Source organism: Bacillus sp. FSL K6-0255, assembly GCF_045040725.1.
In the GTDB taxonomy this organism is placed as follows: domain Bacteria; phylum Bacillota; class Bacilli; order Bacillales; family Bacillaceae; genus Bacillus; species Bacillus subtilis.
On sequence record NZ_CP150278.1, the window covers coordinates 734,375 to 760,488 of the forward strand.

General features: G+C 47.7%; 21 protein-coding genes. 16 read left to right on the top strand and 5 right to left on the bottom strand.

All coding sequences use genetic code 11. From position 1 onward, the window contains the following. The first annotated feature begins 7 nt into the window (after positions 1–7). The 9 genes from rhgX to MHB62_RS03805 all read left to right on the top strand — a co-directional run bounded on the left by rhgX (position 8) and on the right by MHB62_RS03805 (position 12,927). Entirely contained in the window at positions 8–1,846 is a 1,839-nt protein-coding gene (gene rhgX, locus MHB62_RS03765) for a rhamnogalacturonan exolyase (RefSeq protein ID WP_050496390.1), read from the top strand. Positions 1,847–1,996: 150 nt separating this feature from the next. Further along, positions 1,997–2,650 (top strand): rhamnogalacturonan acetylesterase, encoded by a 654-nt coding sequence (locus MHB62_RS03770; protein WP_003233813.1) that lies wholly within the window; start codon positions 1,997–1,999, stop codon positions 2,648–2,650. A 7-nt stretch (positions 2,651–2,657) separates the two neighbouring features. Beyond that, positions 2,658–4,649, top strand: a complete 1,992-nt coding sequence (gene yesZ, locus MHB62_RS03775) for a beta-galactosidase YesZ (protein WP_003233811.1) — start codon at positions 2,658–2,660, stop codon at positions 4,647–4,649. Between the two features lie 43 nt (positions 4,650–4,692). Continuing rightward, positions 4,693–7,266, top strand: coding sequence for a hypothetical protein (locus MHB62_RS03780; protein WP_015715481.1), 2,574 nt, complete (start codon positions 4,693–4,695; stop codon positions 7,264–7,266). Between the two features lie 121 nt (positions 7,267–7,387). Continuing rightward, positions 7,388–8,896 carry an extracellular solute-binding protein gene (locus MHB62_RS03785; protein ID WP_003244341.1) on the top strand — a complete coding sequence of 503 codons (1,509 nt, stop codon included), beginning with the start codon at positions 7,388–7,390 and terminating at the stop codon, positions 8,894–8,896. A gap of 54 nt (positions 8,897–8,950) precedes the next feature. After that, positions 8,951–9,907 carry a sugar ABC transporter permease gene (locus MHB62_RS03790; RefSeq protein ID WP_003244086.1) on the top strand — a complete coding sequence of 319 codons (957 nt, stop codon included), beginning with the start codon at positions 8,951–8,953 and terminating at the stop codon, positions 9,905–9,907. 13 nt (positions 9,908–9,920) lie between these two features. After that, on the top strand, positions 9,921–10,808 hold the full coding sequence (locus MHB62_RS03795; RefSeq protein ID WP_003242715.1) for a carbohydrate ABC transporter permease: 888 nt from the start codon (positions 9,921–9,923) through the stop codon (positions 10,806–10,808). 8 nt (positions 10,809–10,816) lie between these two features. Further along, positions 10,817–12,157, top strand: a complete 1,341-nt coding sequence (gene lplD / locus MHB62_RS03800) for an alpha-galacturonidase LplD (RefSeq protein WP_032722990.1) — start codon at positions 10,817–10,819, stop codon at positions 12,155–12,157. A 74-nt stretch (positions 12,158–12,231) separates the two neighbouring features. Then, positions 12,232–12,927, top strand: a complete 696-nt coding sequence (locus tag MHB62_RS03805; RefSeq protein WP_015252601.1) for a DUF421 domain-containing protein — start codon at positions 12,232–12,234, stop codon at positions 12,925–12,927. Between the two features lie 36 nt (positions 12,928–12,963). On the opposite strand, the gene hmoA is transcribed toward MHB62_RS03805, so the two are convergent. The 3 genes from hmoA to MHB62_RS03820 form a co-directional block, all read right to left on the bottom strand. After that, a complete protein-coding gene (gene hmoA / locus MHB62_RS03810; protein ID WP_003243958.1) occupies positions 12,964–13,290 on the bottom strand; it encodes a heme-degrading oxygenase HmoA in 327 nt (108 codons plus the stop codon). 103 nt (positions 13,291–13,393) lie between these two features. Further along, positions 13,394–13,756: a VOC family protein gene (locus tag MHB62_RS03815; RefSeq protein ID WP_003233803.1), complete on the bottom strand. Its 363-nt coding sequence runs from the start codon at positions 13,754–13,756 to the stop codon at positions 13,394–13,396. Positions 13,757–13,847: 91 nt separating this feature from the next. Then, positions 13,848–14,342, bottom strand: coding sequence for a hypothetical protein (locus tag MHB62_RS03820; RefSeq protein ID WP_003244106.1), 495 nt, complete (start codon positions 14,340–14,342; stop codon positions 13,848–13,850). A gap of 197 nt (positions 14,343–14,539) precedes the next feature. On the opposite strand from MHB62_RS03820, the gene MHB62_RS03825 reads away from it, so the two are divergent. The 4 genes from MHB62_RS03825 (at position 14,540) to MHB62_RS03840 (ending at position 17,480) form a co-directional block, all read left to right on the top strand. Next, entirely contained in the window at positions 14,540–15,412 is an 873-nt protein-coding gene (locus MHB62_RS03825; protein WP_032722991.1) for an STAS domain-containing protein, read from the top strand. Positions 15,413–15,566: 154 nt separating this feature from the next. Then, positions 15,567–15,734: a YezD family protein gene (locus MHB62_RS03830; protein ID WP_003244522.1), complete on the top strand. Its 168-nt coding sequence runs from the start codon at positions 15,567–15,569 to the stop codon at positions 15,732–15,734. A 109-nt stretch (positions 15,735–15,843) separates the two neighbouring features. Beyond that, positions 15,844–16,488 carry a Bax inhibitor-1/YccA family protein gene (locus MHB62_RS03835; protein WP_003244397.1) on the top strand — a complete coding sequence of 215 codons (645 nt, stop codon included), beginning with the start codon at positions 15,844–15,846 and terminating at the stop codon, positions 16,486–16,488. Continuing rightward, positions 16,488–17,480, top strand: a complete 993-nt coding sequence (locus MHB62_RS03840) for a DMT family transporter (RefSeq protein WP_003243771.1) — start codon at positions 16,488–16,490, stop codon at positions 17,478–17,480. The genes MHB62_RS03835 and MHB62_RS03840 overlap by 1 nt, the downstream gene beginning before the upstream one ends. Positions 17,481–17,503: 23 nt before the next feature. Here MHB62_RS03840 and yetL read toward each other — a convergent pair whose 3' ends face one another. Then, a complete protein-coding gene (gene yetL / locus MHB62_RS03845; protein ID WP_003233796.1) occupies positions 17,504–18,007 on the bottom strand; it encodes a transcriptional regulator YetL in 504 nt (167 codons plus the stop codon). Positions 18,008–18,169: 162 nt separating this feature from the next. Between yetL and MHB62_RS03850 the strand changes: the two genes are divergently transcribed. Beyond that, positions 18,170–19,279: an FAD-dependent oxidoreductase gene (locus MHB62_RS03850; RefSeq protein ID WP_032677443.1), complete on the top strand. Its 1,110-nt coding sequence runs from the start codon at positions 18,170–18,172 to the stop codon at positions 19,277–19,279. A 34-nt stretch (positions 19,280–19,313) separates the two neighbouring features. On the opposite strand, the gene MHB62_RS03855 is transcribed toward MHB62_RS03850, so the two are convergent. Then, on the bottom strand, positions 19,314–20,384 hold the full coding sequence (locus MHB62_RS03855) for a DUF3900 domain-containing protein (protein ID WP_003233793.1): 1,071 nt from the start codon (positions 20,382–20,384) through the stop codon (positions 19,314–19,316). Positions 20,385–20,533: 149 nt separating this feature from the next. Here MHB62_RS03855 and cypD point away from each other — a divergent pair, with 149 nt between their 5' ends. Continuing rightward, on the top strand, positions 20,534–23,719 hold the full coding sequence (cypD, locus tag MHB62_RS03860) for a bifunctional P-450/NADPH--P450 reductase (RefSeq protein ID WP_003233791.1): 3,186 nt from the start codon (positions 20,534–20,536) through the stop codon (positions 23,717–23,719). 446 nt (positions 23,720–24,165) lie between these two features. Then, entirely contained in the window at positions 24,166–26,085 is a 1,920-nt protein-coding gene (gene ltaS1, locus MHB62_RS03865) for a lipoteichoic acid synthase LtaS1 (RefSeq protein WP_003243930.1), read from the top strand. The last annotated feature ends 29 nt before the right edge of the window (positions 26,086–26,114 follow it).

A 26,114-nucleotide genomic window follows, 5' to 3' on the forward strand; every position in this document is an offset into this window, starting at 1 on the left:
CATTAAAATGAAACCAAAAAAGAGGCAAATGGAATACCTGACCAGAGGTTTGATTGCGGTAAAGACAGAACAGGGCGTGTTTGTCAGCTGGCGTTTTCTCGGCACGGATCATGAGACGACGGCTTTTCACCTTTATCGAGATGGAAAGCGGATCACCCGCGATCCAATCGCTGAAAGCACTAATTTTCTCGATCAAAATGGAACGGCTGACTCTGTTTATCAAGTGGCGGCTGTCAATAAAGGACGGGAAGAAAAGCTTTCCAAGGAAGCTCGTGTTTGGCAGGAAAATGTCCTGGAGGTTCCGCTTGCCAAACCGGAAGGCGGTGTGGCGCCGGACGGAAAGCCGTACACTTACAGCGCCAATGATGCCAGTGTCGGGGATATAGACGGGGATGGAGAATATGAAATGATCCTGAAGTGGGACCCATCCAATTCAAAAGACAACGCTCATGACGGTTATACCGGGGAGGTGCTCATAGATGCCTATAAACTGGACGGCACCTTTTTGTGGCGCATCAACCTCGGCAGAAACATCAGAGCGGGTGCTCATTACACACAATTTATGGTGTATGACCTGGATGGTGACGGAAAAGCAGAAATCGCCATGAAAACAGCTGACGGCACAACAGACGGGAAAGGACATATCATCGGTGATGAGCAGGCCGATTTTAGAAACGAACAGGGCAGAATTTTGTCCGGTCCGGAATATTTGACCGTGTTTAAAGGAGAAACCGGTGAGGCGCTCACGACCGTGGAATATGAACCGCCCCGCGGCAAGCTGGAGGATTGGGGAGACGGATATGGAAACCGGATGGACCGTTTTCTCGCCGGGATCGCTTATTTGGATGGGGAGCGGCCGAGCCTTGTAATGGCGCGCGGCTACTATACGAGAGCCGTGCTCGTGGCATACGATTTCAGAAACGGAAGGCTCAAAAAACGCTGGGTATTTGACTCCAACCAGCCGGGACATGAAGCCTATGCAGGACAGGGGAACCACAGCTTAAGCGTGGCGGACGTCGACGGAGACGGAAAAGATGAAATCATATACGGCGCAATGGCTGTCGATCATGACGGAACCGGCCTGTACTCAACGGGGCTCGGGCACGGAGACGCGATGCATGTAGGGGATCTGGACCCGTCACGAAAAGGGCTTGAAGTGTTCCAGGTGCATGAGGATGCAACGAAGCCGTACGGACTGTCACTGCGAGATGCCGGAACCGGTGAGATATTATGGGGCGTCCATGCTGGAACTGACGTTGGCCGGGGCATGGCGGCTCATATTGACCCAAGCTACAAAGGGTCGCTCGTCTGGGGAATTGATCCGCCGGGCAATGATGGCATGTCGTACGGGCTTTTCACGAGCAAAGGCGAAAAAATCAGCGACAAAGCGCCCCCTTCAGCCAATTTCGCCATCTGGTGGGACGGTGATTTGGTCAGAGAACTGCTTGATCATGACTGGGACGGAACGATCGGCAGGCCAAAGATTGAAAAATGGGATGCTGAAAACGGCTGTCTGAAGACGATATTTCAGCCGGCCGGCGTGCTGTCCAACAACGGCACGAAAGGAAACCCGGTTCTTCAGGCCAACCTGTTCGGAGACTGGCGGGAAGAAGTGATATGGAGAACGGAAGACAGCAGCGCGCTCCGTATCTATACAACGACACATCTCACCCGCCACCGCTTTTACACGCTGATGCATGATCCAGTTTACAGGCTCGGGATCGCCTGGCAGAATACCGCCTACAACCAGCCGCCGCACACGAGCTTTCACCTCGGAACGGGAATGAAAAAACCGCCGAAGCCCGCCCTGTACATAGCGGGAAGTAAAGCGGAGGCGCCGCTGTAGGAGGACTAAGGATAAGAAGCAGGCAACAAGATGATTTTATCAACGGGCGGGACCAGCCAATATTCAGGCGCTACACGATCGGCTGTTTTAAAGGAAGAGCTGTCCATGATTGATGTCATATAAAACGAAAAAACGAGGAGGAATGAAAAAATGGCAAATCATATTTATCTTGCCGGCGATTCGACTGTTCAAACGTATGGAGACAGCACAAATCAAGGGGGCTGGGGGCAGTTTCTCGGCTCGCATCTGCCTGAGCATATTCAAGTGATCAACAGAGCGATCGGGGGAAGAAGCTCGAAAACATTTGTGGAGGAGGGCAGGCTTCAGGCAATCCTCGATGTGATCGAGCCGGATGATTGGCTGTTCGTGCAGATGGGCCATAATGACGCGTCAAAAAATAAGCCGGAGCGCTACACCGAGCCCTATACTACTTATAAACAATATTTAAAGCAGTATATCGCAGGCGCGCGGGAAAAAGGCGCCCATCCGCTTCTCATTACCCCCGTAGCCCGCTTTCATTACGAAAACGGCGTGTTTTTGAACGATTTTCCTGATTACTGCATTGCCATGAAGCAGACGGCTGAAGAGGAGAATGTCCAGCTCATTGATCTGATGGAGAAAAGTCTCGCTTTCTTTACTGAGAAGGGCGAGGAAAAAGTGTACACCTATTTTATGATTTCAGAAGGGATTAATGATTACACGCATTTTACAAAAAAAGGCGCAAATGAAATGGCGAAACTTGTGGCAAAAGGCATAAAGGAGCTCGGCCTGCCATTGACAGAATCGATCATCAAAGAAAGGTGAAAATGGGATGAGAAAACTGTATCATGGCGCTTGCTATTATCCGGAATTATGGGATGAAGAGACGATTCAGCAGGACATTGACATCATGCGTGAAGTTGGCGTAAATGTTGTGCGGATCGGCGAATTTGCCTGGTCTGTCATGGAACCTGAAGAAGGAAAAATTGACGTCGGTTTTTTCAAAGAAATCATCGCCCGGCTGTATGAAAGCGGGATCGAAACGATTATGTGCACGCCGACGCCTACCCCGCCAATTTGGTTCTCACACGGCCGGCCCGAACGCATGCATGTCAATGAAAAAAGAGAGATCATGGGGCATGGCTCCCGTCAGCATGCCTGTACGAACAACCCGTATTTCCGAAAAAAAGCCGCCATCATCACCACAGCCATCGCCAAGGAGCTTGGCCGGCTCCCGGGGCTGATCGGATGGCAGCTAGACAATGAGTTTAAATGCCATGTTGCAGAATGCATGTGTGAGACATGTTTGCGCTTATGGCATGACTGGCTCAAAAATCGCTACGGGGTGATTGAGCGCTTGAATGAAGCTTGGGGAACCGATGTGTGGAGCGAAACCTATCAGACGTTTGAGCAAGTCCCGCAGCCGGGACCGGCCCCGTTTCTGCATCACGCTTCTCTAAGCACCATGTATCAGCTGTTTTCGATGGAGATGATCGCTTCGTTTGCGGATGAACAGGCCAAAATCATCCGCTGCTATTCAGATGCGCCGATCACGCATAACGGATCAGTCATGTTCAGCGTGGACAATGAGCGAATGTTTCAGAATCTCGATTTTGCCTCCTATGACACGTACGCTTCGCAGGAAAACGCCTCTGCCTTTTTATTGAACTGTGATTTATGGAGAAATCTGAAACAGGGGCGCCCGTTTTGGATTTTGGAAACGAGTCCGTCGTATGCCGCCTCGCTTGAAAGCTCCGCTTACCCGCACGCAGACGGGTATTTGCAGGCCGAAGCCGTATCGTCCTACGCCTTAGGAAGCCAGGGATTTTGCTACTGGCTATGGCGACAGCAGCGTTCAGGCAGCGAGATTTCCCACGGTTCGGTTCTCAGCGCCTGGGGCGAACCCGCCATCGGCTACCAAAATGTGCTGGCGGTTGAGCGGGCAAGAAAGGAAATCGAGCCTATTATTCTATCGACTGAACCCGTTCAAGCCGAGGCGGCGATGACTTACTCTGACAGAGCAAAAGCATTTATTAAAACTGAGCCTCACCGGGGACTCCGGCATCGTTCGCTTGTGACGCATTTTTATGAACGTATTCTCAACACGGGGATTCACCGTGACCTTATTCCGGAAGGCGCTCCGCTGGACGGCTACCGCTTGCTGTTTACGCCATTTGTGCCGTATTTGTCTGCTGAATTTATCAAAAAAGCTTCGGCATTCGCTGAAGCGGGCGGCATCTGGATCGCCGGGCCGCTGACAGGAGGGCGCACATGCGAGCATACGATTCATACCGATTGCGGACTTGGCGAACTTGAGAAAACGTCAGGGATCAAAACACTGTTTACCTTTCCGATGAATGAGAACGTGAATACAGGAAAAGCGTTTGGCATCACGGCGCCGCTCGGACTATGGAGCGCGGTGTTTGACACAGAGAGCGGAAACACCCTTGGCACGGTTGAATCAGGACCGGGGGCGGGCCATGCATTTCTGACGGAACGGAATTACGGCGAGGGGAAAATTGTCATGCTGGGCTCGCTTCCATCCGGGAAAGAAGGGGATGCGATGCTGGAAGCGCTCGTTAGGCATTACGCGGAGGAAGCTGTTATTTCCAGCCGGTCGGATGTTACGCCCGGCACAATCGTTGCCCCGCGCAAAGGCGATAACGGCCTTGTGTGGATCATCGTGAATATGGATGGAAAAGGAGGAAGTGTGACACTGCCGGAAGCGGGAACAGATCTGTTGACGCACCGCTTGGAAAAGGCGGGGAGGCTGGCGGTCGGACCGCATGAATACCGTGTGATTCAATTTGACAATCCCAGCTGATTCTTTGCATCGAATCAGCTTTTTTCTATGGAGGGAGAGACCGATGAAAAAGATCAAATGGTTATCAGGACAGCCAAAGGTGATAAGCGGTGTGACGTGGGGCGTGCCATGGAAAAAAGGAGAATTAAAAAAGGGTGATCGTCTGGCGCTTATGAATGAAAACGCGGAAACGCGATATGTGCAAAGCGAACCGTCGGCCTATTGGCCGGACGGGAGCATCAAGTGGACGAAGCACGCGGCGGTGTTTGGCGGTCAGGAAAACCAAAGTTTTACAGTGCACAAAAGAGAAGTGCCGCAGCCAACTGAATCGCTCAGCATTCATGAGACAGAGCATGATATCCAAGTGAATACAGGAGCAGTCGTTTGTACCATTCATAAAACAGGATCTGATTTCATTCAATCATTGCAGATCAATGGAAAGCCGATCGCCGCAGGCGGGAGGCTCGTTGCCATAAGAGAAACGAGAAAGGAGTCAGCGGCGGAAACGGTTCTTTTGCATGAAAGGTCTGTCAGCTTTATCAAACGGGCTGCGATTGAGCAGAGTGGTCCTGTCAAAGCAGTAGTCAAAATCGAGGGAGTGCATGTGCTCCATAAAACGAATGAAGAATGGCTGCCGTTTGTCATCCGATTGACGTTTTATGCCGGGCTGTCTGAGATCGGCCTTGTGCACACGCAGCTGATTGACAGGAGCGGTAAACAAGAATTCATTAAGGGGCTCGGTATCGAATTTGCCCTTTTTTTGGAGGGGGAGCCGTACAACCGCCATTTCCGGTTTGCGGGAGAGAAAGGGATGTACAAAGAACCCGCCCAGCTGTTTGGCACACGTAAATTCAATGAACGATATCCGCTTTATGAAAAACAAATCAATGGCGAAATGCTGTCTCCAGATGAAGAGCATAAGGAATGGTTTGCGCACGGAACACAGAATGCGGTTTGGGACGATGTGAAGCTTGTTCAGGATTCAAGCGATCATTACAGCCTGTCAAAACGGACCGGAAAAGATTATGCGTGGATCGGCATGCTGCATGGCTGCCGGGCGAAGGGGCTTTGCTATGCGGGCGGAGAAAATGGCGGTGTGGCTCTCGGCCTGCGGTATTTCTTTGAGAAATACCCTTCAGCACTGGAAATCACAGGTCTTGCCGGCAGCCGCCCCAAAATGACCGTCTGGCTTTGGCCCCCGGACGGCGAAGCGATGGATTTGCGGCATTATACAGGAAACACCCACGTGGCCAGCGCGTATGAAGGCTTTGATGAAATGCGCTCTGATCCGACAGGCATTGCGAACACAAATGAAATCAGCCTGGCGTGCTTTTCGCACATGCCGTCTGACGAAGTCCTCAATGCGCTCGCTGACAAATGGCAGGCGCCGCCGCTCATTGTATGCGAGCCGGACGTCTATTACGAATCAAAAGCACTCGGGGTTTGGAGCATCATTGACACATCCCATCCGCTCAAAAAAGAGCTGGAAGAACAGCTCGATGCGGCCTTTCTGTTTTATAAAAAGGAAGTAGAGCAACGCAGATGGTACGGTTTTTGGCATTATGGCGATGTCATGCATACGTATGACCCGATCCGGCATATGTGGCGGTACGATCTCGGCGGATACGCATGGCAAAACAATGAGCTCGTTCCGACCCTATGGCTGTGGCAGACGTTTTTCCGCTCAGGCAGAGAGGATATCTTTCGCATGGCAGAAGCCATGACCCGCCATACGAGCGAAACGGACAGCTTTCACCTCGGTGAATACGCAGGACTTGGTTCACGGCATAACGTTGTGCACTGGGGATGCGGCTGCAAGGAAGCGAGAATCAGCATGGCCGGGCTTTATAAATTCTATTATTATCTGACGGGTGATGAGCGGACGGGAGATCTTTTGACAGAAGTGAAGGATGCCGATTATGCCCTCGTCAAAACCGATCCGATGCGCGCTTTTTACGAGAAAGGCAAGCACCCGACTCACGCCAGAACGGGACCGGACTGGGCGGCGTTTTGCTCGAACTGGCTGGCGGAATGGGAGCGGACCGAAAATCCGAAATATCTCAAAAAAATCGAAACTGGAATCAACTGTCTGAAGCTGCTGCCGCTCCGCTTATTATCCGGCCCGACATTTGAATATGACCCGGCGACCTCGATGCTTCATCACATGGGAGACGGCATTGCGGGCGGATATCATATGATCATTGCCTTCGGCGCGCCGCAAGTGTGGATGGAGCTGGCTGAGCTTCTTGATGACCGGGAATGGGAGGATATGCTGAGTGAATTCGGCGAATTTTACACACTCAGTGATGAGGAAAAACGGAAAAAAAGCGGAGGCGCTCTTCATGACGGGCATTTTCACTGGCCGATGTTCGCCGCCGGTATGACAGCCTACGCCGCGAGAAAAAAACAAGATCCTCATCTCGCCGCCAAAGCGTGGAATCTTTTGCTAGAAGATAAGCTCAGCCATACGCCGCTTCCGATCAAACCGGAGCGCATCGAGACATGGACGCAGCTAGAGGAGCTTCCATGGGTGACAACGAACACTGTCTCTCAATGGTGTTTAAATGTCATAGCGGCGCTGGAACTGATCGGAGATTCCCTTCCGGCAAAAAAAGAAACATCGGGCAAAAAAGGATAACAGCCGGAATTTCATAGGAGAAATGGTGCAAAAAATGAAGATTGCAAGAATTTATGTAAGCGCTTTATATTGAGAGGGGCAAAGGGGAAATGCAAATTGAAAAAAGGGGGACTTACGCAACATGAAAATAAGAATGCGAAAAAAATGGATGGCCTTGCCGCTTGCTGCCATGATGATCGCCGGATGCAGCCATTCGGAAACATCCAATTCAGCAAGCGGTTCGAAAGATACGATCAAAATTATGGCGCCGCTCTTATCGCCGGAAAGCCCAAGTGATAAGAGCCCTTCATTAAAAGCGCTCGAAAAATACACAGGCAAAGAGATTAAGGTCACATGGGTGCCTGATTCATCCTACAACGACAAATTCAACATCGTCATGGCTTCAGGAGAGATGCCTCACGCGATTGTCATTAAAGATAAGTCAGCCGGCTTTATCAAATCTGTCAAAGCAGGGGCGTTTTGGGAGCTGTCTCCTTATTTAAAAGACTACAAGAATTTAAGCCAGGCAGATGAAAAGATTTTGAAGAACAGCTCGGTGAACGGCGAGGTGTACGGAATCTACAGAACGAGGGATCTGATCAGGGCGTGTATGATCATCAGAACCGACTGGCTGAAAAATGTCGGTCTGGATATGCCGGAAACGCTTGATGATTTCTATGAAGTGCTGAAAGCCTTTAAGGAAAAAGATCCTGACGGAAACGGCAAGGATGATACGTACGGCATGGTCGTGCCGAAATGGATGGGACTCGGCAACGGAAGCCCATGGGATGTTCTGCAAATCTGGTTCGGCGCTCCGAACCGCTACGGTGTTGAAAACGGAAAGCTGATTCCAGATTTTACAACGAAGGAATACATGGATGCGCTCACGTTTTTTAAAAAGCTCTATGATGAGGGCTTGATCAATAAGGACTTTGCTGTCATGGATTCTGCGAAGTGGAATGATCCGGTTGTAAAAGGAAAAGCGGGTGTCATCGTTGATACAGGCTCAAGAGCGTCTCAAATCCAAAGCGCGATGGAGGAGGCGGATGAGTCGAACAAGGATATCATTGATATCGTCGGCTCGCTTGAGGGACCGAATGGCAAGCGCACCTTCCCGACATCTGGTTATTCAGGCATGATCACGATACCAAAATCAAGCGTCAAAACCGAAAAAGAGCTGAAAGAGGTGCTGTCCTTCCTCGATAAGATGAATGATAAGGAAGCGCAGATTCTCACGAACAACGGAGTGAAGGGCCGCAATTACGAGCTCAAGGACGGCGTATTCACCTCACTTGAAAAAAACAATAAATCTCTCCTGTATGAGCATGAAGGCTTGGCACAGTTCAGCATGTCGATTCCGAAAAGCGAGTATTACATCGAAGACCAGAAAACCAAGCTCTTCCAGCATCGCAAGGACATCATAACCGAAGGAGAAAAAATAGCCGTCTTTAACCCTGCTGAGTCGCTTGTATCTGATGTCTATACCCAAAAAGGAGCCCAGCTTGACAACATCATCCTCGACGCGAGAACACAATTTATCATTGGAGAAATTGATGAAAAAGGGTTCGATGATGCGGTGGAGCTTTGGAAAAAAAGCGGCGGCAATGAACTGATGAAGGACTTGAACAAATTGTACCAATCGTCAAAATAAACCGATGCGCCTGCCTTTCGGCGGGCGCCCCGGTATCACGAAAGGAGAACAGATATGGAAACAGTGCCGAAGAAGAGAGATGCACCTGTTCTCACCGCTGGAAAAGGCATCAGCTGGATGGCTGCGCTCAAACGGGACAAATGGCTTTATCTTCTTCTTATTCCCGGTCTGCTTTATTTCTTGATTTTCAAATACTTGCCGATGTGGGGTGTGCTGATCGCTTTTAAAGACTATTCGCCATATCTCGGCTTCTGGAAAAGCGAATGGGTCGGCTTTGATTATTTCAAAGACTTTTTTATGAATCCGGATTTTTTCCGGCTGCTGCGCAACACCCTCATGCTGGCGAGTCTGGATCTTTTGTTTGCCTTTCCCGCGCCTCTCATTTTGGCTCTGCTTTTGAATGAGGTAAGAAAGGCCGTGTATAAAAGATGTATCCAAACCTTTATTTACGTACCCCATTTTGTATCATGGACAATTGTGGTCAGCATCACCTTCGTTTTCTTTACTGTCGATACAGGTGTGATCAACAAATTGATTATGAGCCTGACAGGTGAGCAGATTTCTTTCTTGTCGGATGCAGACTGGTTCCGGCCAATGATTGTGATGCAAAGCATTTGGAAGGAGACAGGCTGGGGAACGATTCTATTTTTGGCAGCGCTTGCTACGGTTGATCAAGAGCAGTATGAAGCGGCCATCATGGACGGAGCGGGGCGGTTCAGGAGAATGTGGCATATTACGCTGCCGGCGATTAGAAGCACCATTATCGTTTTGTTGATTTTAAGAATCGGCAGCTTTTTGAATCTTGGCTTTGAACAGGTGTATTTGATGACGAACTCACTCAACCGCAGTGTGGCTGACATCTTCGACACGTATGTGTACATGATGGGGATTACCCAAGGGGCGTATAGCTACAGCACGGCGGTCGGTTTGTTTAAATCAGTTGTCGGGATTATCTTGATTTTTGGCGCCAATTACATTGCGAAAAAGTTTGATCAGGAAGGATTGTTTTAGAGGAGGGAGAGGTATGGCTGAAATTCACACGATGCACAACACCAAAGCCGGACGGGTGTTTGACGTCTGCAACATTCTGTTTCTCGGCGGTGTCGGCGCGATTACCATTTTGCCGTTTTTATATATTATCGCCGGTTCCTTTGCGACAGAAGCGGAACTCGCCCAGCGGAGCTTCTTTATTTTCCCGAAAACCTTTACACTTGATGCTTACAAGTATGTGTTTTCGACACCGACGTTCCTTCGAAGCATGGGCGTGTCCATCTTCATCACGGTGGTTGGGACGGCTGTACAGCTGTTTTTTACCTTCACGATGGCGTATCCGCTGGCGAAACGGCATGTGAAGGGACGGAATCTGCTGTTGAATCTGGTGATTTTCTCCATGCTGTTTTCAGGCGGCATGATTCCGACGTACCTTGTCGTAAAATCACTTGGCCTTTTGGATACGTATTGGGCATTGATTCTGCCGATGGCGATTAATCCGTTCAACCTTATTATTATCAAAAACTTCTTTCAGCAGCTGCCGCGCGAGCTGGAGGAATCAGCAAAAATTGACGGCTGTTCCGAAATCGGCGTCTTCTGGCGGATCGCCCTGCCTCTGTCAAAGCCGGTCATAGCGACCTTTGCGCTGTTTTATGCGGTCGGGATTTGGAATGATTTCTTCCACGCTCTCTTATATATCAATGACAGTGCAAAATGGCCGCTGCAAATGGTGCTTCGCCAAGTCACGATTTTATCGGATTTAACGGCGACCAATGGCGATACGATGCAAAATGCCGTTCCGCCGGAGCAGGGAATTAAACTCGCTGTCATTGTCATAGCGACGCTGCCGATTTTGGCGGTCTATCCATTTTTACAAAAACACTTTGCAAAGGGAATGCTGATCGGTTCGGTGAAAGGCTGAGAAAGGGAGTGTTTCATATCAGTACATTAGATCAGATTAAGATTGCCTATATTGGCGGGGGGTCCCAAGGCTGGGTCAGAAGCCTGATGAGTGATTTGTCGATTGATGAACGTATGTCAGGCACGGTGGCGCTCTATGATCTTGATTTTGAAGCCGCTCAGAAAAATGAAGTGATCGGCAATCACAGCGGGAACGGCAGATGGAGATATGAGGCTGTTTCTACTTTGAAAAAGGCGTTATCAGCCGCGGATATCGTCATTATTTCCATTTTGCCGGGATCACTGGATGATATGGAAGTCGATGTCCACTTGCCTGAGCGCTGCGGTATTTATCAGTCTGTAGGTGATACTGTCGGGCCTGGAGGGATCATCAGGGGCTTGCGTGCTGTGCCGATATTTGCGGAAATTGCCCGGGCAATAAGAGACTACGCACCTGAATCATGGGTCATTAATTATACAAACCCGATGTCTGTCTGTACAAGAGTGCTGTATAAAGTGTTTCCCGGCATCAAAGCGATTGGCTGCTGCCACGAGGTATTCGGGACGCAAAAGCTATTGGCGGAAATGGTCACGGAAAGGCTGGGGATAGAGGTGCCGCGGCGTGAGGATATCCGCGTTAATGTGCTCGGCATTAACCATTTTACATGGATCACAAAAGCCTCTTACCGCCATATTGACCTGCTGCCTATATTCCGTGAATTCAGCGCGCACTATGGGGAATCAGGATATGAGCTGGAGGGGGAAAGCTGGAGGGACAGCGTCTTTTGTTCGGCACACCGTGTTGCGTTTGATTTATTTGAAACGTATGGCTCCATCCCTGCTGCGGGAGACAGGCATCTGGCAGAGTTTCTTCCCGGCCCATACCTCAAACAGCCTGAAGTATGGAAATTTCATCTCACACCTATATCATTCAGAAAACAAGACAGAGCTGAGAAACGACAAGAAACAGAACGGTTGATCGTGCAACAACGGGGCGTTGCTGAGAAAGCTTCGGGAGAAGAAGGCGTGAACATCATAGCGGCTCTTCTCGGATTGAGTGAACTCGTCACAAATGTAAATATGCCGAATCAAGGCCAGGTCTCAAACCTCCCTATACAAGCCATTGTCGAAACAAACGCATTCATCACAAGGAACCGTGTCCAGCCGATTTTGTCCGGAGCGCTTCCGAAAGGTGTGGAAATGCTGGCGGCTAGGCATATATCCAATCAGGAGGCAGTGGCGGACGCAGGTTTAACAAAGGATACTGGCCTCGCGTTTCAAGCCTTCCTCAATGACCCGCTTGTCAAGATTGATCGCAGTGATGCAGAGCAGCTTTTCAATGACATGCTCCAATGCACCATGCAACGTTGAGCGGAGCTTTTCCGGTTTAGAAAGGAAAGCATTGACCATACTGATAGTATAATCAAGAAGTAGGTGCTATCAATATGGGAAATTATTTAAGTGTTGCGGTAGAACTGGTCTGCGGTTTAGGCATTTTATTTATCATCTTAAAGCTTCTCGGGAAAACCCAATTTTCTCAAATTACGCCGTTTGACTTTATCTCTGCTTTAATTTTAGGAGAATTGGTCGGAAATGCCGTTTACGATCATGAAATCAAAATCAAAGAAATTATTTTTGCTTCGCTATTGTGGGGCGTGCTGATTTATATTATTGAATTTATCACGCAAAAAATGAAATCATCGCGAAAGTTCTTGGAGGGCGAGCCGAATATCGTCATCCGCAAAGGGGAGCTTCAATATAAAGTATTGAAGAAAAATAAGATGGACATTAACCAGCTGCAAAGCCTATTGAGGCAAGCGGGGAGCTTTTCGATTCAAGAAGTAGAATATGCGATTTTGGAAACAAACGGGATGGTCAGTGTGCTTCCAAAATCCGACTTTGACAAACCGACCAATAAGGATTTGCAGGTTCCTTCGAAGTCTGTTTCCCTGCCAATCACGTTAATCATAGATGGAGAGCTTGTCCGGGATAATCTGAAGGAAGCAGGTGTGGATGAACAGTGGCTGAAGCAAGAATTGAAAAAGAAGAACATTGATAAGACGGAGGACGTGTTATTTGCAGAATGGCATAAAAATAAGCCGCTGTATACCGTAACATACGAACAAAGCAGATCAACATGACTCTTAGAAAAAAGCTTGCAGCAAGGCGCAAGCTTTTTATTGATTGTATGTCCCTTGTTTGACAGCACGTACATGGTACATGCTCACTTCAGTGCTGATCAGATAGTCAGGCTTTGGTTTGCCTTTGTTTGCTTTATGGCCGGCGATATGCGCATCGCTTTTTTCCCATTGCTTCCAGTGATCCTCTGATTCCCAGCGAATCATGACAACAACTTCTTCATCACCGCGGCGCACATTTTTCTCAAGCACTGTCACATCAATTAAACCTTCTTGTTTTTCAATGATTCCTTCAGCGCTGAAACGTTCTATGACTTTATCTGCAAAGCCTTCTTTAACCGTCATTTTTCTCAACTGTACAAACATTTGTCTCACTCCAATCATTCTCACATATGAATAATTGTAAATGAAATTCATTCTCAATGTCAAAGAAAGCGCAGGGCGGAATCGAACCGCCGTGCGCAACAGTTTATTCTTTTAATAAAAACACATTTCCGTCTTCGTCCTTAAATTGAACGAAGGTGCCCCACTCCATTTGATTGGGCTCACCGAGAAATTCTACACCGTTTGTCTTCATTTTCTCGTATGTACCAAAGATGTCTTCGCATTCAAACACAATAGAAGCCTTCATTTGCTCTGAGCCTTTCATCATGGCTTTCGGGTAAATGACTAAACGAGTCTCGGCCCCTTTTGGCGCAACCTCCAGCCAGCTTGCTTCAGGTCCCATTGGGTGGTCCGCTGCAATATCAAAGCCTACCTTCTCTGTCCAAAATTGCTTCGCTTTCTGCTGGTCCTCGACATATACAGCAACAGTGCCAATTTGTTTGATCATAGGGAAACCTCCAAGTTGAAAAGATAATAATACTATAACCTGTTTACGGCCGAAGTAACATAAAAAAATCAGCCGGGAAACCGGCTGATTATTAAAATGAGCAGCTCACAACATCGATGTGATTTGTGTCTAAGGCGAAATAAACCCAGCGGCGCCGTGAGGAATCCCAATAAAAGCCGCCGACGGATCTTCTGCCAAGGATGATCGGGTAAAACCAAAATGAGCGGCCATTGGTTAACCAAACATAGGTAAATCGGAAAAGGCAAGGACGAATGGTGATTGGTTCAACTAACAAAACGGCTCCTTGAGAACCCTGCGGTTTTGGGGGTTTCGCTGGTATTTGGGAAGGAGGAGGTCCCTGGGGCGCACCGCCGAAGCCTGGGCTGGCACCGCTGCCAATACCAGGGCCGGAGCCGCCGCCAAAGCCTGGAACAGCGCCACCGCCAATGCCAGGGCCGGAGCCGCCGCCAGAGCCCGGAACAGCGCCGCTGCCAATGCCAGGCCATGGATATCGGTATTCATATTCAAAAGCAGGCCAAGGCTCATAAAAATGCCCCGCAAACATATAAGGATCAACATAATACATGTGATAACGTCCTTTCTCATTGTAAACTGTACATTGCAGTTTATGCGGGCGGACTCTTATTGGTGCATTCGCCTAAGGATATGAAGCTGGAATGCTCTCAGAGAGCAGAATCATTTGATTTTTCTCTAGTCTTATTCACAATTCCGATTTATCATTTTATAATGAAAGTGCTTCTATTACGAAAAAGGAGACAGACCGTGAATATCGATCAATTATTATATCAATATATCATAGACAACACTGCGGATATTACTGAGAAATGGTTCAGTTTGCGTTGCCAGCTAAAAGGCGAGCTATATTCCGCCAGCCATTTAAGTGAAGAAACGAAAACACTTTTAACCGAGCAGCATACATTTACCAATATAACAATCGCAAGCGCATTTCTGGAGGATCAAACCGATTTTCAAGAAAACATGACAAAATGGGCGCAAAACGTTGCGAAAAACAGGGTAGAGCAGGATGTTCAAGTGCATGAGGTCGTAGAAGCCATATCCAATTCAAGAATCTCATTCTGGGACGCAGTCGCCACATTTATAAAAGAGAATCAGGAGATTGTGACAAATGAGGATGCAGACCGATGGAACCGCATTGTGAATCAGTCGTTCGATAAGCTGATTATTGAATTCTCCGAGCAGTACCAAAAATTCATGCTGATGAGGCTTACATCTCAGCAGGAACTGATCTCAGAGCTTGGCTGCCCGGTCATTTCCATTGCCGATGGAATCGGGATATTGCCGCTTATCGGCTCCATTGATACAAAACGGGCACAGGTCATTTTAGAAACAGTGCCGGTCCGCTGTGTCGAGAGAAAAATCACAAGCCTCGTCGTTGATCTTTCGGGTGTTCCGATTGTGGATACCATGGTGGCTCAGCAATTGTACAACCTGTCTAAAACACTTTTCTTATTAGGCGTCAAAGCCGTATTTTCAGGAATTCGCCCGGATGTGGCCCAAACATCGATTCAATTGGGGCTTGATTTTAGTGAATATGAAACGTACGGCACGCTGAAGCAGGCATTAGAAAACATGGGTGTCCGCTGTATTGTTGAGGAATTGGAAGAAAACAAATAGGAAGTTTCCAGGCATATGATTGTCCGTCACCGGGTGATCATATGCCTTTTTGATTTGAACAGAAATCACCATTGATTTATCGAAAAAAACATAATATTATAATTCTTATAAGAATACTGTGAATTAAAACCTATTCAACAGGGGGGAAGGTCTTTTGGTTTCTAAATCAACGATTGATCCGGAAGTGATTGAAAAAATCATCAGCTCGCTGGAAACACTCGATTTCGGCACGGTTCAGATTACGGTTCATGATTCTCAGATTACCCAAATTGAGAAAATAGAAAAGCACCGTTTTTCGCTGAAAAGGAAAGAATCAAAATGATAATGTAAAGGGCGTTTGTTTTCATTAAATTCTCCTTAAAACATATACATATTTCATCCAATTTTTATATAATAGACCTTTAAGATCATTTTTTAGGAGGATTTTTGACATGCAAGCTACGGTTCACGAGAGTAAGCAATCGATCATGCAACGCATTTTGACAGTCTTTGTCTTCACATTGCTGATCGCGACTGTCGGCCTTTTTATCGGCCAATTTGTTCCTGTCGCTTTGATGCTGCCGCTTTCTATTCTTGAAGTGGCGATGATTATTCTGGCCTTCTGGATGCGCAGAAGAAAAGCGGTCGGGTATGCGTTTGTATATACATTCGCGTTCGTTTCCGGCATTACCTTATTTCCGATCGTCAGCCATTACGCTTCCATCGCCGGCGCCTATGTCGTGCTCGAAGCCTTTGGCTCTACATTTGTCATTTTTGCCGTCTTGGGCACAATCGGCGCAAAAATGAAGAAGGATTTATCCTTCCTGTGGTCGTTTCTGCTGGTTGCGGTGCTCGCACTCGCAGTGGTAGGGATTTTCAACATTTTCAGCCCGTTAAACTCAGCGGCGATGATGGCGTATTCCGTGATCGGAACCATCGTCTTTTCCCTTTACATTTTGTATGATTTGAACCAAATCAAGCACCGCCACATTACGGAAGACTTGATTCCGGTTATGGCGTTATCGCTGTACCTAGACTTTATCAACTTGTTCATCAACCTGCTCCGCTTCTTCGGCATTTTGAGCAGTGATGATTAATGAAAAAGCGTCTGTCATTGGATAGGCGCTTTTTGCCATACATCAAAAAGGCAGGTGGAGTATTGGTGAAAAAACAAATGGGCGCATATGTATCTCTGGCAGCAGCTATGGCGATCGTCGGCAGTTCTGTCGTTGTCGGCAAGCTGATGGTCGAACGGATTCCGGTCTTTCTTTCCTCAGGATTGCGTTTTTTGATCGCTTCTGTCGTATTGCTCATGCTGCTGTTTTGCATTGAAAAAGGGTTTCCGGCTTTGACGAAAAAAGATGTGTTCGTATTACTGGTGCAATCATTCACAGGCGTGTTTTTGTTCAGTATTTGCCTGCTGTATGGGGTTCAATATACGACGGGAACGGAAAGCGGCATTTTGACAAGCACAACCCCCATGTTGATCGGTATTTTATCCTTTTTCCTGCTGAGAGAAAAAATTGAGAAAAAGACGCTGATCGGCATTTTGCTGGCGGTTTGCGGCGTAATGGCGATTAATTTGTTTGGAGCCGGGAGCCAAGACGGGACGCCGCACGCCTTATTCGGGAACATGCTGATCATTGCTGCAGTCATTGGCGAAGCGTTGTTTACATTGATGGCCAAGCTGCTATCCCCGCATATTTCGGCACTGGCGATTTCGACCTTCGTATCGCTCTTCGGCTTCCTGTTTTTTCTCCCGTTTGCTTTGTTTGAGGCCTCTTCATTTGATTACAGCGTGCCGACTGTTTTGGATTGGTCGTATGTGCTGTATTACGCGCTTTTTGTCACTGTTTTGGCGTTTTACTTATGGTATAGCGGGGTGACGAAGGTGCCGGCGGGTGTATCGGGCATTTTCACATCCGTTCTTCCGGTCTCAGCTGTCATTTTGTCAGGCGTGATATTGAAGGAGCCATTTGAGTTTGTGCATTTCATCGGCATTGCATGTGTCATCGGCGGCATATTTGTTACGGTCATAAAGAAAAAACAGCCGGATGCGTATCCGGCTGCAGAAGAAAAGACGCTATAGCCTGTCCGGATCGGACGGGTTTTTTAGTCTTTAAACACGCTCAGCCTTTCAAAAAGATCACCAAGCATCTTCACGAACATGTCTTTTTCCTCGTCGCTGTAGTTTTCCATGACAGCGGATATTTTGCTGAAATGGCCGGGCAGAAATTGCTCCAGGCGTGCTTTGCCTTCTGTTGTCAGTTCAATGCTGATTTTTCGTTTATCCTCTGTGTGATGCCTGCGGCTGACAAAACCGTCTCTCGCCAGCCCGTCTAGCAGGCCTGTAATTGTTGCTTTCGTGACATTTGACCGCTTGGCAAGCTCTGTCGGACTTAACCTATGATCCTTGGCATCAAAGAGCAGCATCAGGATTTTGAATTTTCCTTCTGAAAGCCCTCGGCCAGCAAAGTAATGCTCCATCACATGATTCATTTTTTTTGAAATATCAAAAAGAGATAAAAACAATTCAAGAGAGCCGGCGTCAATATTGGCATACGTTTCGGCGTGCTCTGTTATATGCTTATATTTCGGTAAATGTTTTAATTCCATCGCAAGTAGCTCCCGTACATTCGTTGTGACACGATTATAAAGGAGGGAAAACCATAACGCAACTTGGCTTGGAGATGATTGACAGCTTTTCTTGGGACATAGTAAGGTAATATAGTTAGGCGCCTAACTAATACATATAGAGCTGAAAAGGTGGTTATTGATATGAAACATATGTTAATTGCAGGAGGCGGCATCGGCGGCTTATCAGCGGCCATTTCTCTCCGTAAGGCAGGGTTTTCCGTCACCTTATGTGAAGCGGCTTCAGAAAACCGAAAAACAGGTGCGGGGATTCTTCAGCCGCAAAACGCACTGGCGGTGTTGAAAGAACTGGGCGTATTCGAAGATTGCTGTAAGCACGGCTTTCAAACAGAATGGTTTAAAACGTTTGATAAACAGGGGAATTTGCTGTTTCAAGTCAGTGAATCCTTTTTAGATGAAAAACTTCCGGGACGCAATAATATCCTGCGCAAAACGTTAAATGACATTCTCATGAAGCATGCCGAGGCAGTGGGTGTAGACATCAAGTGGGGGAAAAAGGTTGTCGCTTATGAAGAAACAGCTGAATCGGTCACTGCCGTATGTGAAGATGGAGAAAAGATGCAGGCTGACATTCTGGCGGGCTTTGACGGCATTCACTCCGTTGTTCGCGATATAATGCTGCAAAAGGAGACGGAAAAAGAGCATCTCGGCATGGGAGCGTGGCGCTTTTATATCGAATTTCCTGATCACACATTTGAGGACGCGACATTGATGTACAGAAGCGGAGACACACAAATCGGGGTGGTGCCGTTGGCAGAACACGCTGGCTATGTCTTCGTCCTCCAGCCTTGCACGAGCGATTACTGGGATGAGGAAGATACCCGGTTTGATAGAGTAAAAGAGATTCTTTCTGGTTTTCGGGGGCTGGATTTTGTCACAAAGCACATGTCAAAACAGCATCCTGTCATCTTTAACAAACTGGAGCAGGTCGCCGTGCAGGAGCCATGGCATAAAGGCCGCGTTGTCATCGGAGGAGACGCCGCCCACGCCGGCGCGCCGACCCTGGCGCAAGGAGCGGCAATGGCGATCGAGGATGCCATCGTCCTCGCCGAAGAACTCCAAAACCACGCCGACCACGAAACAGCATTACAGGCGTACTACAAAAGAAGAGCCCCACGAGCGCTCAAAGTCCAGAACCTATCATCGGAAATCGTCCGCCGCGGGCTGAAAGGAGAGCCGGGAGCGGAAGAACTGATTGGGGAGTGCTATGCGGTGTTGAGGGAAGGGTATTAAATAGGAAAAGTCCAGAAAGTGATTTCTGGACTTTTTAGTCTTGCTCTGTTTTATTCCTTATCCGCTCAATCACCTCATGCAGCCCCTCAGGCTTATAAAACTCCACCGGTGAACTGCCTTTCTCAAACGAAATCGTCTCGGCTTCAATCAGCGCGACATAGCGCCCGTTTACTTTTGCGAGATGAATAGAATCGCCAAAATCCGCTAGCAATCCCTTAATCTCTGTTTCTCCGACTTTCATTTTCAGCTGGGCCTCTGGCGTGTGCTCGATGATTTGGGCGGAGGCTTCGATGACTTGATGGGTGTCGAGGCGCTCTTGGATTTCCCGTTTTTCGCTTGCTTCCCAAATCTCAATGTCGTGCTCGAACTGCTTGAGTTCTTCGCTGTTGTCTTCAAATGTCTCGTAGACGTGCTCTTGTACCATGTTCATGACCTGATTTTTCATGATTTCTGGCATCGATTCTCCGTACTCGACGAATTTCAGAAAGTCCTCAAAATAGCGGGCGTGTGAGGCCTGGTGGATTTTCAGTTCACCTTCCTCGACCATTCCTTCCTCTGGCATGTACGGGTATTGGATGCTTTTCATGTTTTTTGTCGTGATCGCCATTTCGACTTTTTTAATGAGAGAAGACGCGTCAGAGATGCGGGCGACCTTCGGCTCAAAATCACATTTCATAATGAAGACAAATGACTCGTCAAAGTATTTTCTCGGTACGGCCGAAGCGACGAGAAACACGCCGCCGCGAACCGCGCTTGTGTCAAGGTACGTGCGGACGAACTGCTCGCTCAGCTCATTGAAGTCTTCTTTTGTTTCCGCCAGACGCGCGCGGTTGAACATGTTGTAGTTTGGGTTGGAATCGAGCTCGTGGCCGGGCTCGACGATAAAATGGCCGATTTTCGTCGGCACCTGCTCGGACTGCGGATGGCGGTCTGCTTTCCGTTTGACGATTTTTTTCAGTTCCCCGTCGAGAAAGTCCTTCAGCTCGCTTTCTTCAAATTCGCCCGTATCAAGGGTCTGGAAGTGCTTGAACTGCTTGTTCGCCTGCTCATCTTTGCCTTCCACCTGTATGACATAAAAGGATAAAAACCGAATTTCAAAATCCATATATAAACTCACCTTATTCGCGTATTGTACAGCTTCTCAAGTATAGAAAAAACAGCGATCATGCGTCAATTGGGAGAACGGAATAATCATGACCATGAAAGGGAAATGTAGTCAAATAGAAGGCATCTCATACGGAAAGGAATGGTTCGATGAAGGAAACAAGCCCGATTCCTCAGCCGAAGACGTTTGGGCCGCTCGGCAATTTGCCTTTAATCGATAAAGACAAGCCGACGCTTTCGCTGATCAAACTGGCGGAAGAACAGGGCCCGATTTTTCAAATCCATACACCCGCGGGCACGACCATTGTAGTGTCCGGCCACGAATTGGTGAAAGAGGTTTGTGATGAAGAACGGTTTGATAAAAGCATTGAAGGCGCCTTGGAAAAGGTCCGCGCGTTTTCCGGTGACGGATTGTTTACGAGCTGGACGCATGAGCCTAACTGGAGAAAAGCGCACAACATTCTGATGCCGACGTTCAGCCAGCGGGCCATGAAGGACTATCATGAGAAAATGGTTGATATCGCTGTTCAGCTCATTCAAAAATGGGCAAGGCTCAATCCGAATGAAGCAGTCGATGTCCCGGGAGATATGACCCGGCTGACGCTCGACACCATTGGGCTATGCGGGTTTAACTACCGCTTTAACAGTTACTACAGAGAAACGCCCCACCCGTTTATCAACAGTATGGTGCGGGCGCTTGATGAAGCGATGCATCAAATGCAGCGGCTTGATGTTCAAGATAAGCTTATGGTCAGAACAAAGCGGCAATTCCGCCATGATATTCAAACGATGTTTTCGTTAGTCGACAGCATTATTGCAGAGCGCAGGGCGAATGGAGACCAGGATGAAAAAGATTTGCTCGCCCGCATGCTGAATGTGGAAGATCCGGAAACGGGTGAAAAGCTCGACGACGAAAATATCCGCTTTCAAATCATTACGTTTTTGATTGCCGGCCATGAAACAACGAGCGGCCTGCTTTCCTTTGCGACTTATTTTTTATTGAAGCATCCTGACAAACTGAAAAAGGCGTATGAAGAGGTCGATCGGGTGCTGACGGATGCAGCGCCGACCTATAAACAAGTGCTGGAGCTTACATACATACGGATGATTTTAAATGAATCACTGCGCTTATGGCCGACAGCTCCGGCTTTTAGCCTTTATCCAAAAGAAGACACAGTCATTGGCGGAAAATTTCCGATCACGACGAATGACAGAATTTCTGTGCTGATTCCGCAGCTTCATCGTGATCGAGACGCTTGGGGAAAGGACGCAGAAGAATTTCGGCCGGAACGGTTTGAGCATCAGGACCAAGTGCCTCATCATGCGTACAAACCATTCGGAAATGGACAACGGGCCTGTATCGGCATGCAGTTTGCCCTTCATGAAGCCACACTTGTGTTAGGCATGATTCTAAAATATTTCACACTGATTGATCATGAGAATTATGAGCTTGATATCAAACAAACCTTAACACTTAAGCCGGGCGATTTTCACATCAGGGTTCAAAGCCGTAATCAGGATGCCATTCATGCAGACGTTCAGGCAGTTGAAAAAGCCGCGTCTGATGAGCAAAAGGAGAAAACGGAAGCAAAGGGCACATCGGTCATCGGTCTTAACAACCGCCCGCTTCTCGTGCTGTACGGCTCAGATACCGGCACCGCAGAAGGCGTCGCCCGGGAGCTTGCTGATACTGCCAGTCTTCACGGCGTAAGGACAGAGACAGCACCTCTGAACGACCGGATTGGAAAGCTGCCGAAAGAGGGAGCGGTTGTCATTGTGACCTCGTCTTATAATGGAAAACCGCCAAGCAATGCCGGACAGTTCGTGCAGTGGCTTCAAGAAATCAAACCGGGTGAGCTTGAGGGCGTCCATTACGCGGTATTTGGCTGCGGCGACCACAACTGGGCGAGCACGTATCAATACGTGCCGAGATTCATTGATGAGCAGCTTGCGGAGAAAGGCGCGACTCGGTTTTCTGCGCGCGGGGAAGGGGATGTGAGCGGTGATTTTGAAGGGCAGCTTGACGAGTGGAAAAAAAGCATGTGGGCAGACGCCATTAAGGCATTCGGACTGGAGCTTAATGAAAACGCCGATAAGGAACGAAGCACGCTGAGCCTTCAGTTTGTCAGAGGGCTGGGCGAGTCTCCGCTGGCTAGATCGTACGAAGCCTCTCACGCATCCATTGCTGAAAATCGTGAACTTCAGTCTGCGGACAGCGATCGAAGCACCCGCCATATCGAAATCGCATTGCCGCCGGATGTTGAATATCAAGAGGGCGACCATCTTGGCGTATTGCCAAAAAACAGCCAAACCAATGTCAGCCGGATTCTTCACAGATTCGGTTTGAAGGGAACCGACCAAGTGACATTGTCGGCAAGCGGCCGCAGTGCGGGGCATCTGCCATTGGGCCGTCCTGTCAGCCTGCATGATCTTCTCAGCTACAGCGTCGAGGTGCAGGAAGCAGCCACAAGAGCGCAAATACGTGAACTGGCGGCATTTACAGTGTGTCCGCCGCATAGGCGCGAATTAGAAGAACTGTCAGCAGAGGGTGTTTATCAGGAGCAAATATTGAAAAAACGAATTTCCATGCTGGATTTGCTTGAAAAGTATGAAGCGTGCGACATGCCGTTTGAACGATTTTTAGAGCTTTTACGGCCGTTAAAACCGAGATATTATTCGATTTCAAGCTCTCCAAGAGTGAATCCGCGGCAAGCATCGATCACAGTCGGTGTCGTGCGCGGCCCGGCGTGGAGCGGCCGTGGCGAATACAGGGGTGTGGCATCAAATGATTTAGCTGAGCGTCAAGCCGGTGATGATGTCGTGATGTTTATCCGCACACCGGAATCCCGGTTTCAGCTTCCGAAAGACCCTGAAACGCCAATTATTATGGTCGGGCCAGGCACGGGAGTCGCGCCATTTCGCGGTTTCCTTCAAGCCCGCGATGTTTTAAAGCGGGAGGGCAAAACGCTCGGTGAGGCTCATCTCTATTTTGGATGCAGGAACGATCGGGATTTTATTTACCGAGATGAGCTTGAGCGGTTTGAAAAAGACGGAATCGTCACTGTCCACACAGCCTTTTCCCGAAAAGAGGGCATGCCGAAAACATATGTCCAGCATCTCATGGCTGACCAAGCAGATACATTAATATCAATCCTTGACCGCGGTGGCAGGCTTTATGTATGCGGTGATGGCAGCAAAATGGCCCCGGATGTGGAGGCGGCACTTCAAAAAGCGTATCAGGCTGTCCATGGAACCGGGGAACAAGAAGCGCAAAACTGGCTGAGACATCTGCAGGATACCGGTATGTACGCTAAGGATGTCTGGGCAGGGATATAGATAAAGAAGACTGGAGACATCCAGTCTTTTTAGTCCTTTCGAAAAAATGGTGATCGCGCTAAACATTGATGCATACAATAACTTCAGTCCGCCGGAAGGGCGGGCTGTCTGCAAAACCTATTTTTCGTTTTTGCTAGTTTATGTTATTCTTATACTCGGTATCTATTTCTTTTTTCAAAGGCACACATGACAAAAGAAATCCTTTTTTTATTTCCGAGAAAAAAATGTGAAACGAAATGAAGGTTTCTTTCGTCCAGTGATTGGTTTCCAAATGGTTGTAATAAAAATGATATGGTGCGAAACATAAATATTCCGGCTTGCCGCGGTGTATTTATTGTTGTGTGATGCCTTGATTTTGTTTGGAAAGAAGGAATTGGAAGGCAGGATATAAAGAGCAGGTAAATATGAATGAAGAACTTAAAGTGTTTAAGAAAGTAGAGGTTGCCATGAAGAAACTTTTTTCTTACAAACTTAGCTTTTTTGTGCTGGCTGTTATACTGTTTTGGGCAAAAACGTATTTATCCTACAAGACTGAGTTTAATCTTGGGGTAAAAGGCACAACTCAGGAGATCCTCCTGATATTTAACCCATTCTCAAGCGCCGTCTTCTTTTTAGGACTGGCTTTGCTGGCGAAAGGGCGTAAATCAGCCATTATTATGCTGATTATCGATTTCTTGATGACATTTGTGTTATATGCAAATATTTTATTCTATCGTTTCTTTGACGATTTCTTGACGTTCCCGAACATTAAACAGTCCGGAAACGTTGGAAACATGGGAGACGGGATTTTCAGTATCATGGCCGGTCATGATATTTTCTATTTCTTAGATATTATCATTTTGATTGCGGTATTGATCTGGAGACCTGAATTAAAAGAATACAAAATGAAAAAACGCTTTGCATCTTTAGTGATCCTTTCTGGGATCGCACTGTTTTTCATCAACCTGCACTATGCGGAAAAAGACCGTCCGCAACTGCTGACAAGAACGTTTGACCGCAATTATATTGTGAAATATTTAGGTTTATACAACTACACCATTTATGACGGTGTACAGACGGCTCAAACAGAGACGCAAAGAGCCTATGCAAGCAGCGATGATTTAACAAGTGTCGAGAATTACACGACGTCTCATTATGCGAAACCAAACGCCGAGTACTTCGGCTCTGCCAAAGGCAAAAATATCATTAAAATTCACCTCGAAAGCTTCCAGTCATTCCTGATTGACTACAAGCTAAACGGTGAAGAGGTGACGCCTTTCTTAAATAAACTTGCGCACGGCGGGGAAGATGTGACGTATTTTGATAACTTCTTCCATCAGACAGGCCAGGGAAAAACATCTGATGCCGAGCTGACAATGGATAACTCGATCTTCGGTCTTCCTGAAGGCTCCGCGTTTGTGACGAAAGGCGAAAACACCTACCAGTCGCTTCCTGCGATTTTAGACCAGAAGGAAGGCTATACAAGCGCCGTCCTGCATGGTGATTACAAATCGTTCTGGAACCGTGACCAGATTTACAAACATATCGGATATGACAAGTTCTTCGACGCAAGCACGTATGATATGTCAGATGAAAATGTGATTAATATGGGGCTTAAGGATAAGCCGTTCTTTACAGAATCGATTCCAAAGCTTGAATCTCTTAAACAGCCATTTTATGCGCATTTGATTACATTGACAAACCATTATCCGTTTAACCTTGATGAAAAAGACGCGTCTCTTAAAAAAGCGACAACAGGCGATAACACAGTTGACAGCTACTTCCAGACAGCGCGTTACCTTGACGAAGCGCTTGAGCAATTCTTCAAGGAGCTGAAGGAAGCCGGCCTGTATGACAACTCAGTCATCATGATTTACGGTGACCATAACGGTATTTCTGAAAACCATAACCGAGCGATGAAAGAGATTCTTGGAAAAGAGATCACAGATTATCAAAACGCACAGAACCAGCGTGTGCCGCTGATGATCCGCGTTCCTGGCAAAAAAGGCGGAGTGAACCATACGTATGGCGGCGAAATTGACGTCATGCCGACACTTCTGCACTTAGAAGGAATTGATTCTCAGAAATATATCAACTTTGGTACTGATTTATTCTCTAAAGACCACGACGATACGGTGGCATTCAGAAACGGAGACTTCGTAACGCCGAAGTACACATCAGTCGACAATATCATTTACGATACGAAGACAGGTGAAAAACTGAAAGCGAATGAAGAAACGAAGAATCTGAAAACAAGAGTGAACCAGCAGCTGAGCCTTTCAGACAGTGTCCTGTACAAAGACTTGCTGAGGTTCCATAAACTAAATGATTTCAAAGCCGTTGATCCGTCAGACTATCATTACGGCAAGGAGAAAGAAATCAAATAAGATGAAAAAGAGCCTTGAGCGGGCGCATT

What these genes read in the sequence shown, in the direction of transcription:
- rhgX (WP_050496390.1), top strand. Translation starts at nt 8, where the DNA reads ATGAAACCAAAAAAGAGGCAAATGGAATACCTGACCAGAGGTTTGATT.
- MHB62_RS03770 (WP_003233813.1), top strand. Translation starts at nt 1,997, where the DNA reads ATGGCAAATCATATTTATCTTGCCGGCGATTCGACTGTTCAAACGTAT.
- yesZ (WP_003233811.1), top strand. Translation starts at nt 2,658, where the DNA reads ATGAGAAAACTGTATCATGGCGCTTGCTATTATCCGGAATTATGGGAT.
- MHB62_RS03780 (WP_015715481.1), top strand. Translation starts at nt 4,693, where the DNA reads ATGAAAAAGATCAAATGGTTATCAGGACAGCCAAAGGTGATAAGCGGT.
- MHB62_RS03785 (WP_003244341.1), top strand. Translation starts at nt 7,388, where the DNA reads ATGAAAATAAGAATGCGAAAAAAATGGATGGCCTTGCCGCTTGCTGCC.
- MHB62_RS03790 (WP_003244086.1), top strand. Translation starts at nt 8,951, where the DNA reads ATGGAAACAGTGCCGAAGAAGAGAGATGCACCTGTTCTCACCGCTGGA.
- MHB62_RS03795 (WP_003242715.1), top strand. Translation starts at nt 9,921, where the DNA reads ATGGCTGAAATTCACACGATGCACAACACCAAAGCCGGACGGGTGTTT.
- MHB62_RS03805 (WP_015252601.1), top strand. Translation starts at nt 12,232, where the DNA reads ATGGGAAATTATTTAAGTGTTGCGGTAGAACTGGTCTGCGGTTTAGGC.
- hmoA (WP_003243958.1), bottom strand. Translation starts at nt 13,290, where the DNA reads ATGTTTGTACAGTTGAGAAAAATGACGGTTAAAGAAGGCTTTGCAGAT.
- MHB62_RS03815 (WP_003233803.1), bottom strand. Translation starts at nt 13,756, where the DNA reads ATGATCAAACAAATTGGCACTGTTGCTGTATATGTCGAGGACCAGCAG.
- MHB62_RS03820 (WP_003244106.1), bottom strand. Translation starts at nt 14,342, where the DNA reads ATGTATTATGTTGATCCTTATATGTTTGCGGGGCATTTTTATGAGCCT.
- MHB62_RS03835 (WP_003244397.1), top strand. Translation starts at nt 15,844, where the DNA reads ATGCAAGCTACGGTTCACGAGAGTAAGCAATCGATCATGCAACGCATT.
- MHB62_RS03840 (WP_003243771.1), top strand. Translation starts at nt 16,488, where the DNA reads ATGAAAAAGCGTCTGTCATTGGATAGGCGCTTTTTGCCATACATCAAA.
- yetL (WP_003233796.1), bottom strand. Translation starts at nt 18,007, where the DNA reads ATGGAATTAAAACATTTACCGAAATATAAGCATATAACAGAGCACGCC.
- MHB62_RS03850 (WP_032677443.1), top strand. Translation starts at nt 18,170, where the DNA reads ATGAAACATATGTTAATTGCAGGAGGCGGCATCGGCGGCTTATCAGCG.
- MHB62_RS03855 (WP_003233793.1), bottom strand. Translation starts at nt 20,384, where the DNA reads ATGGATTTTGAAATTCGGTTTTTATCCTTTTATGTCATACAGGTGGAA.
- cypD (WP_003233791.1), top strand. Translation starts at nt 20,534, where the DNA reads ATGAAGGAAACAAGCCCGATTCCTCAGCCGAAGACGTTTGGGCCGCTC.
- ltaS1 (WP_003243930.1), top strand. Translation starts at nt 24,166, where the DNA reads ATGAAGAAACTTTTTTCTTACAAACTTAGCTTTTTTGTGCTGGCTGTT.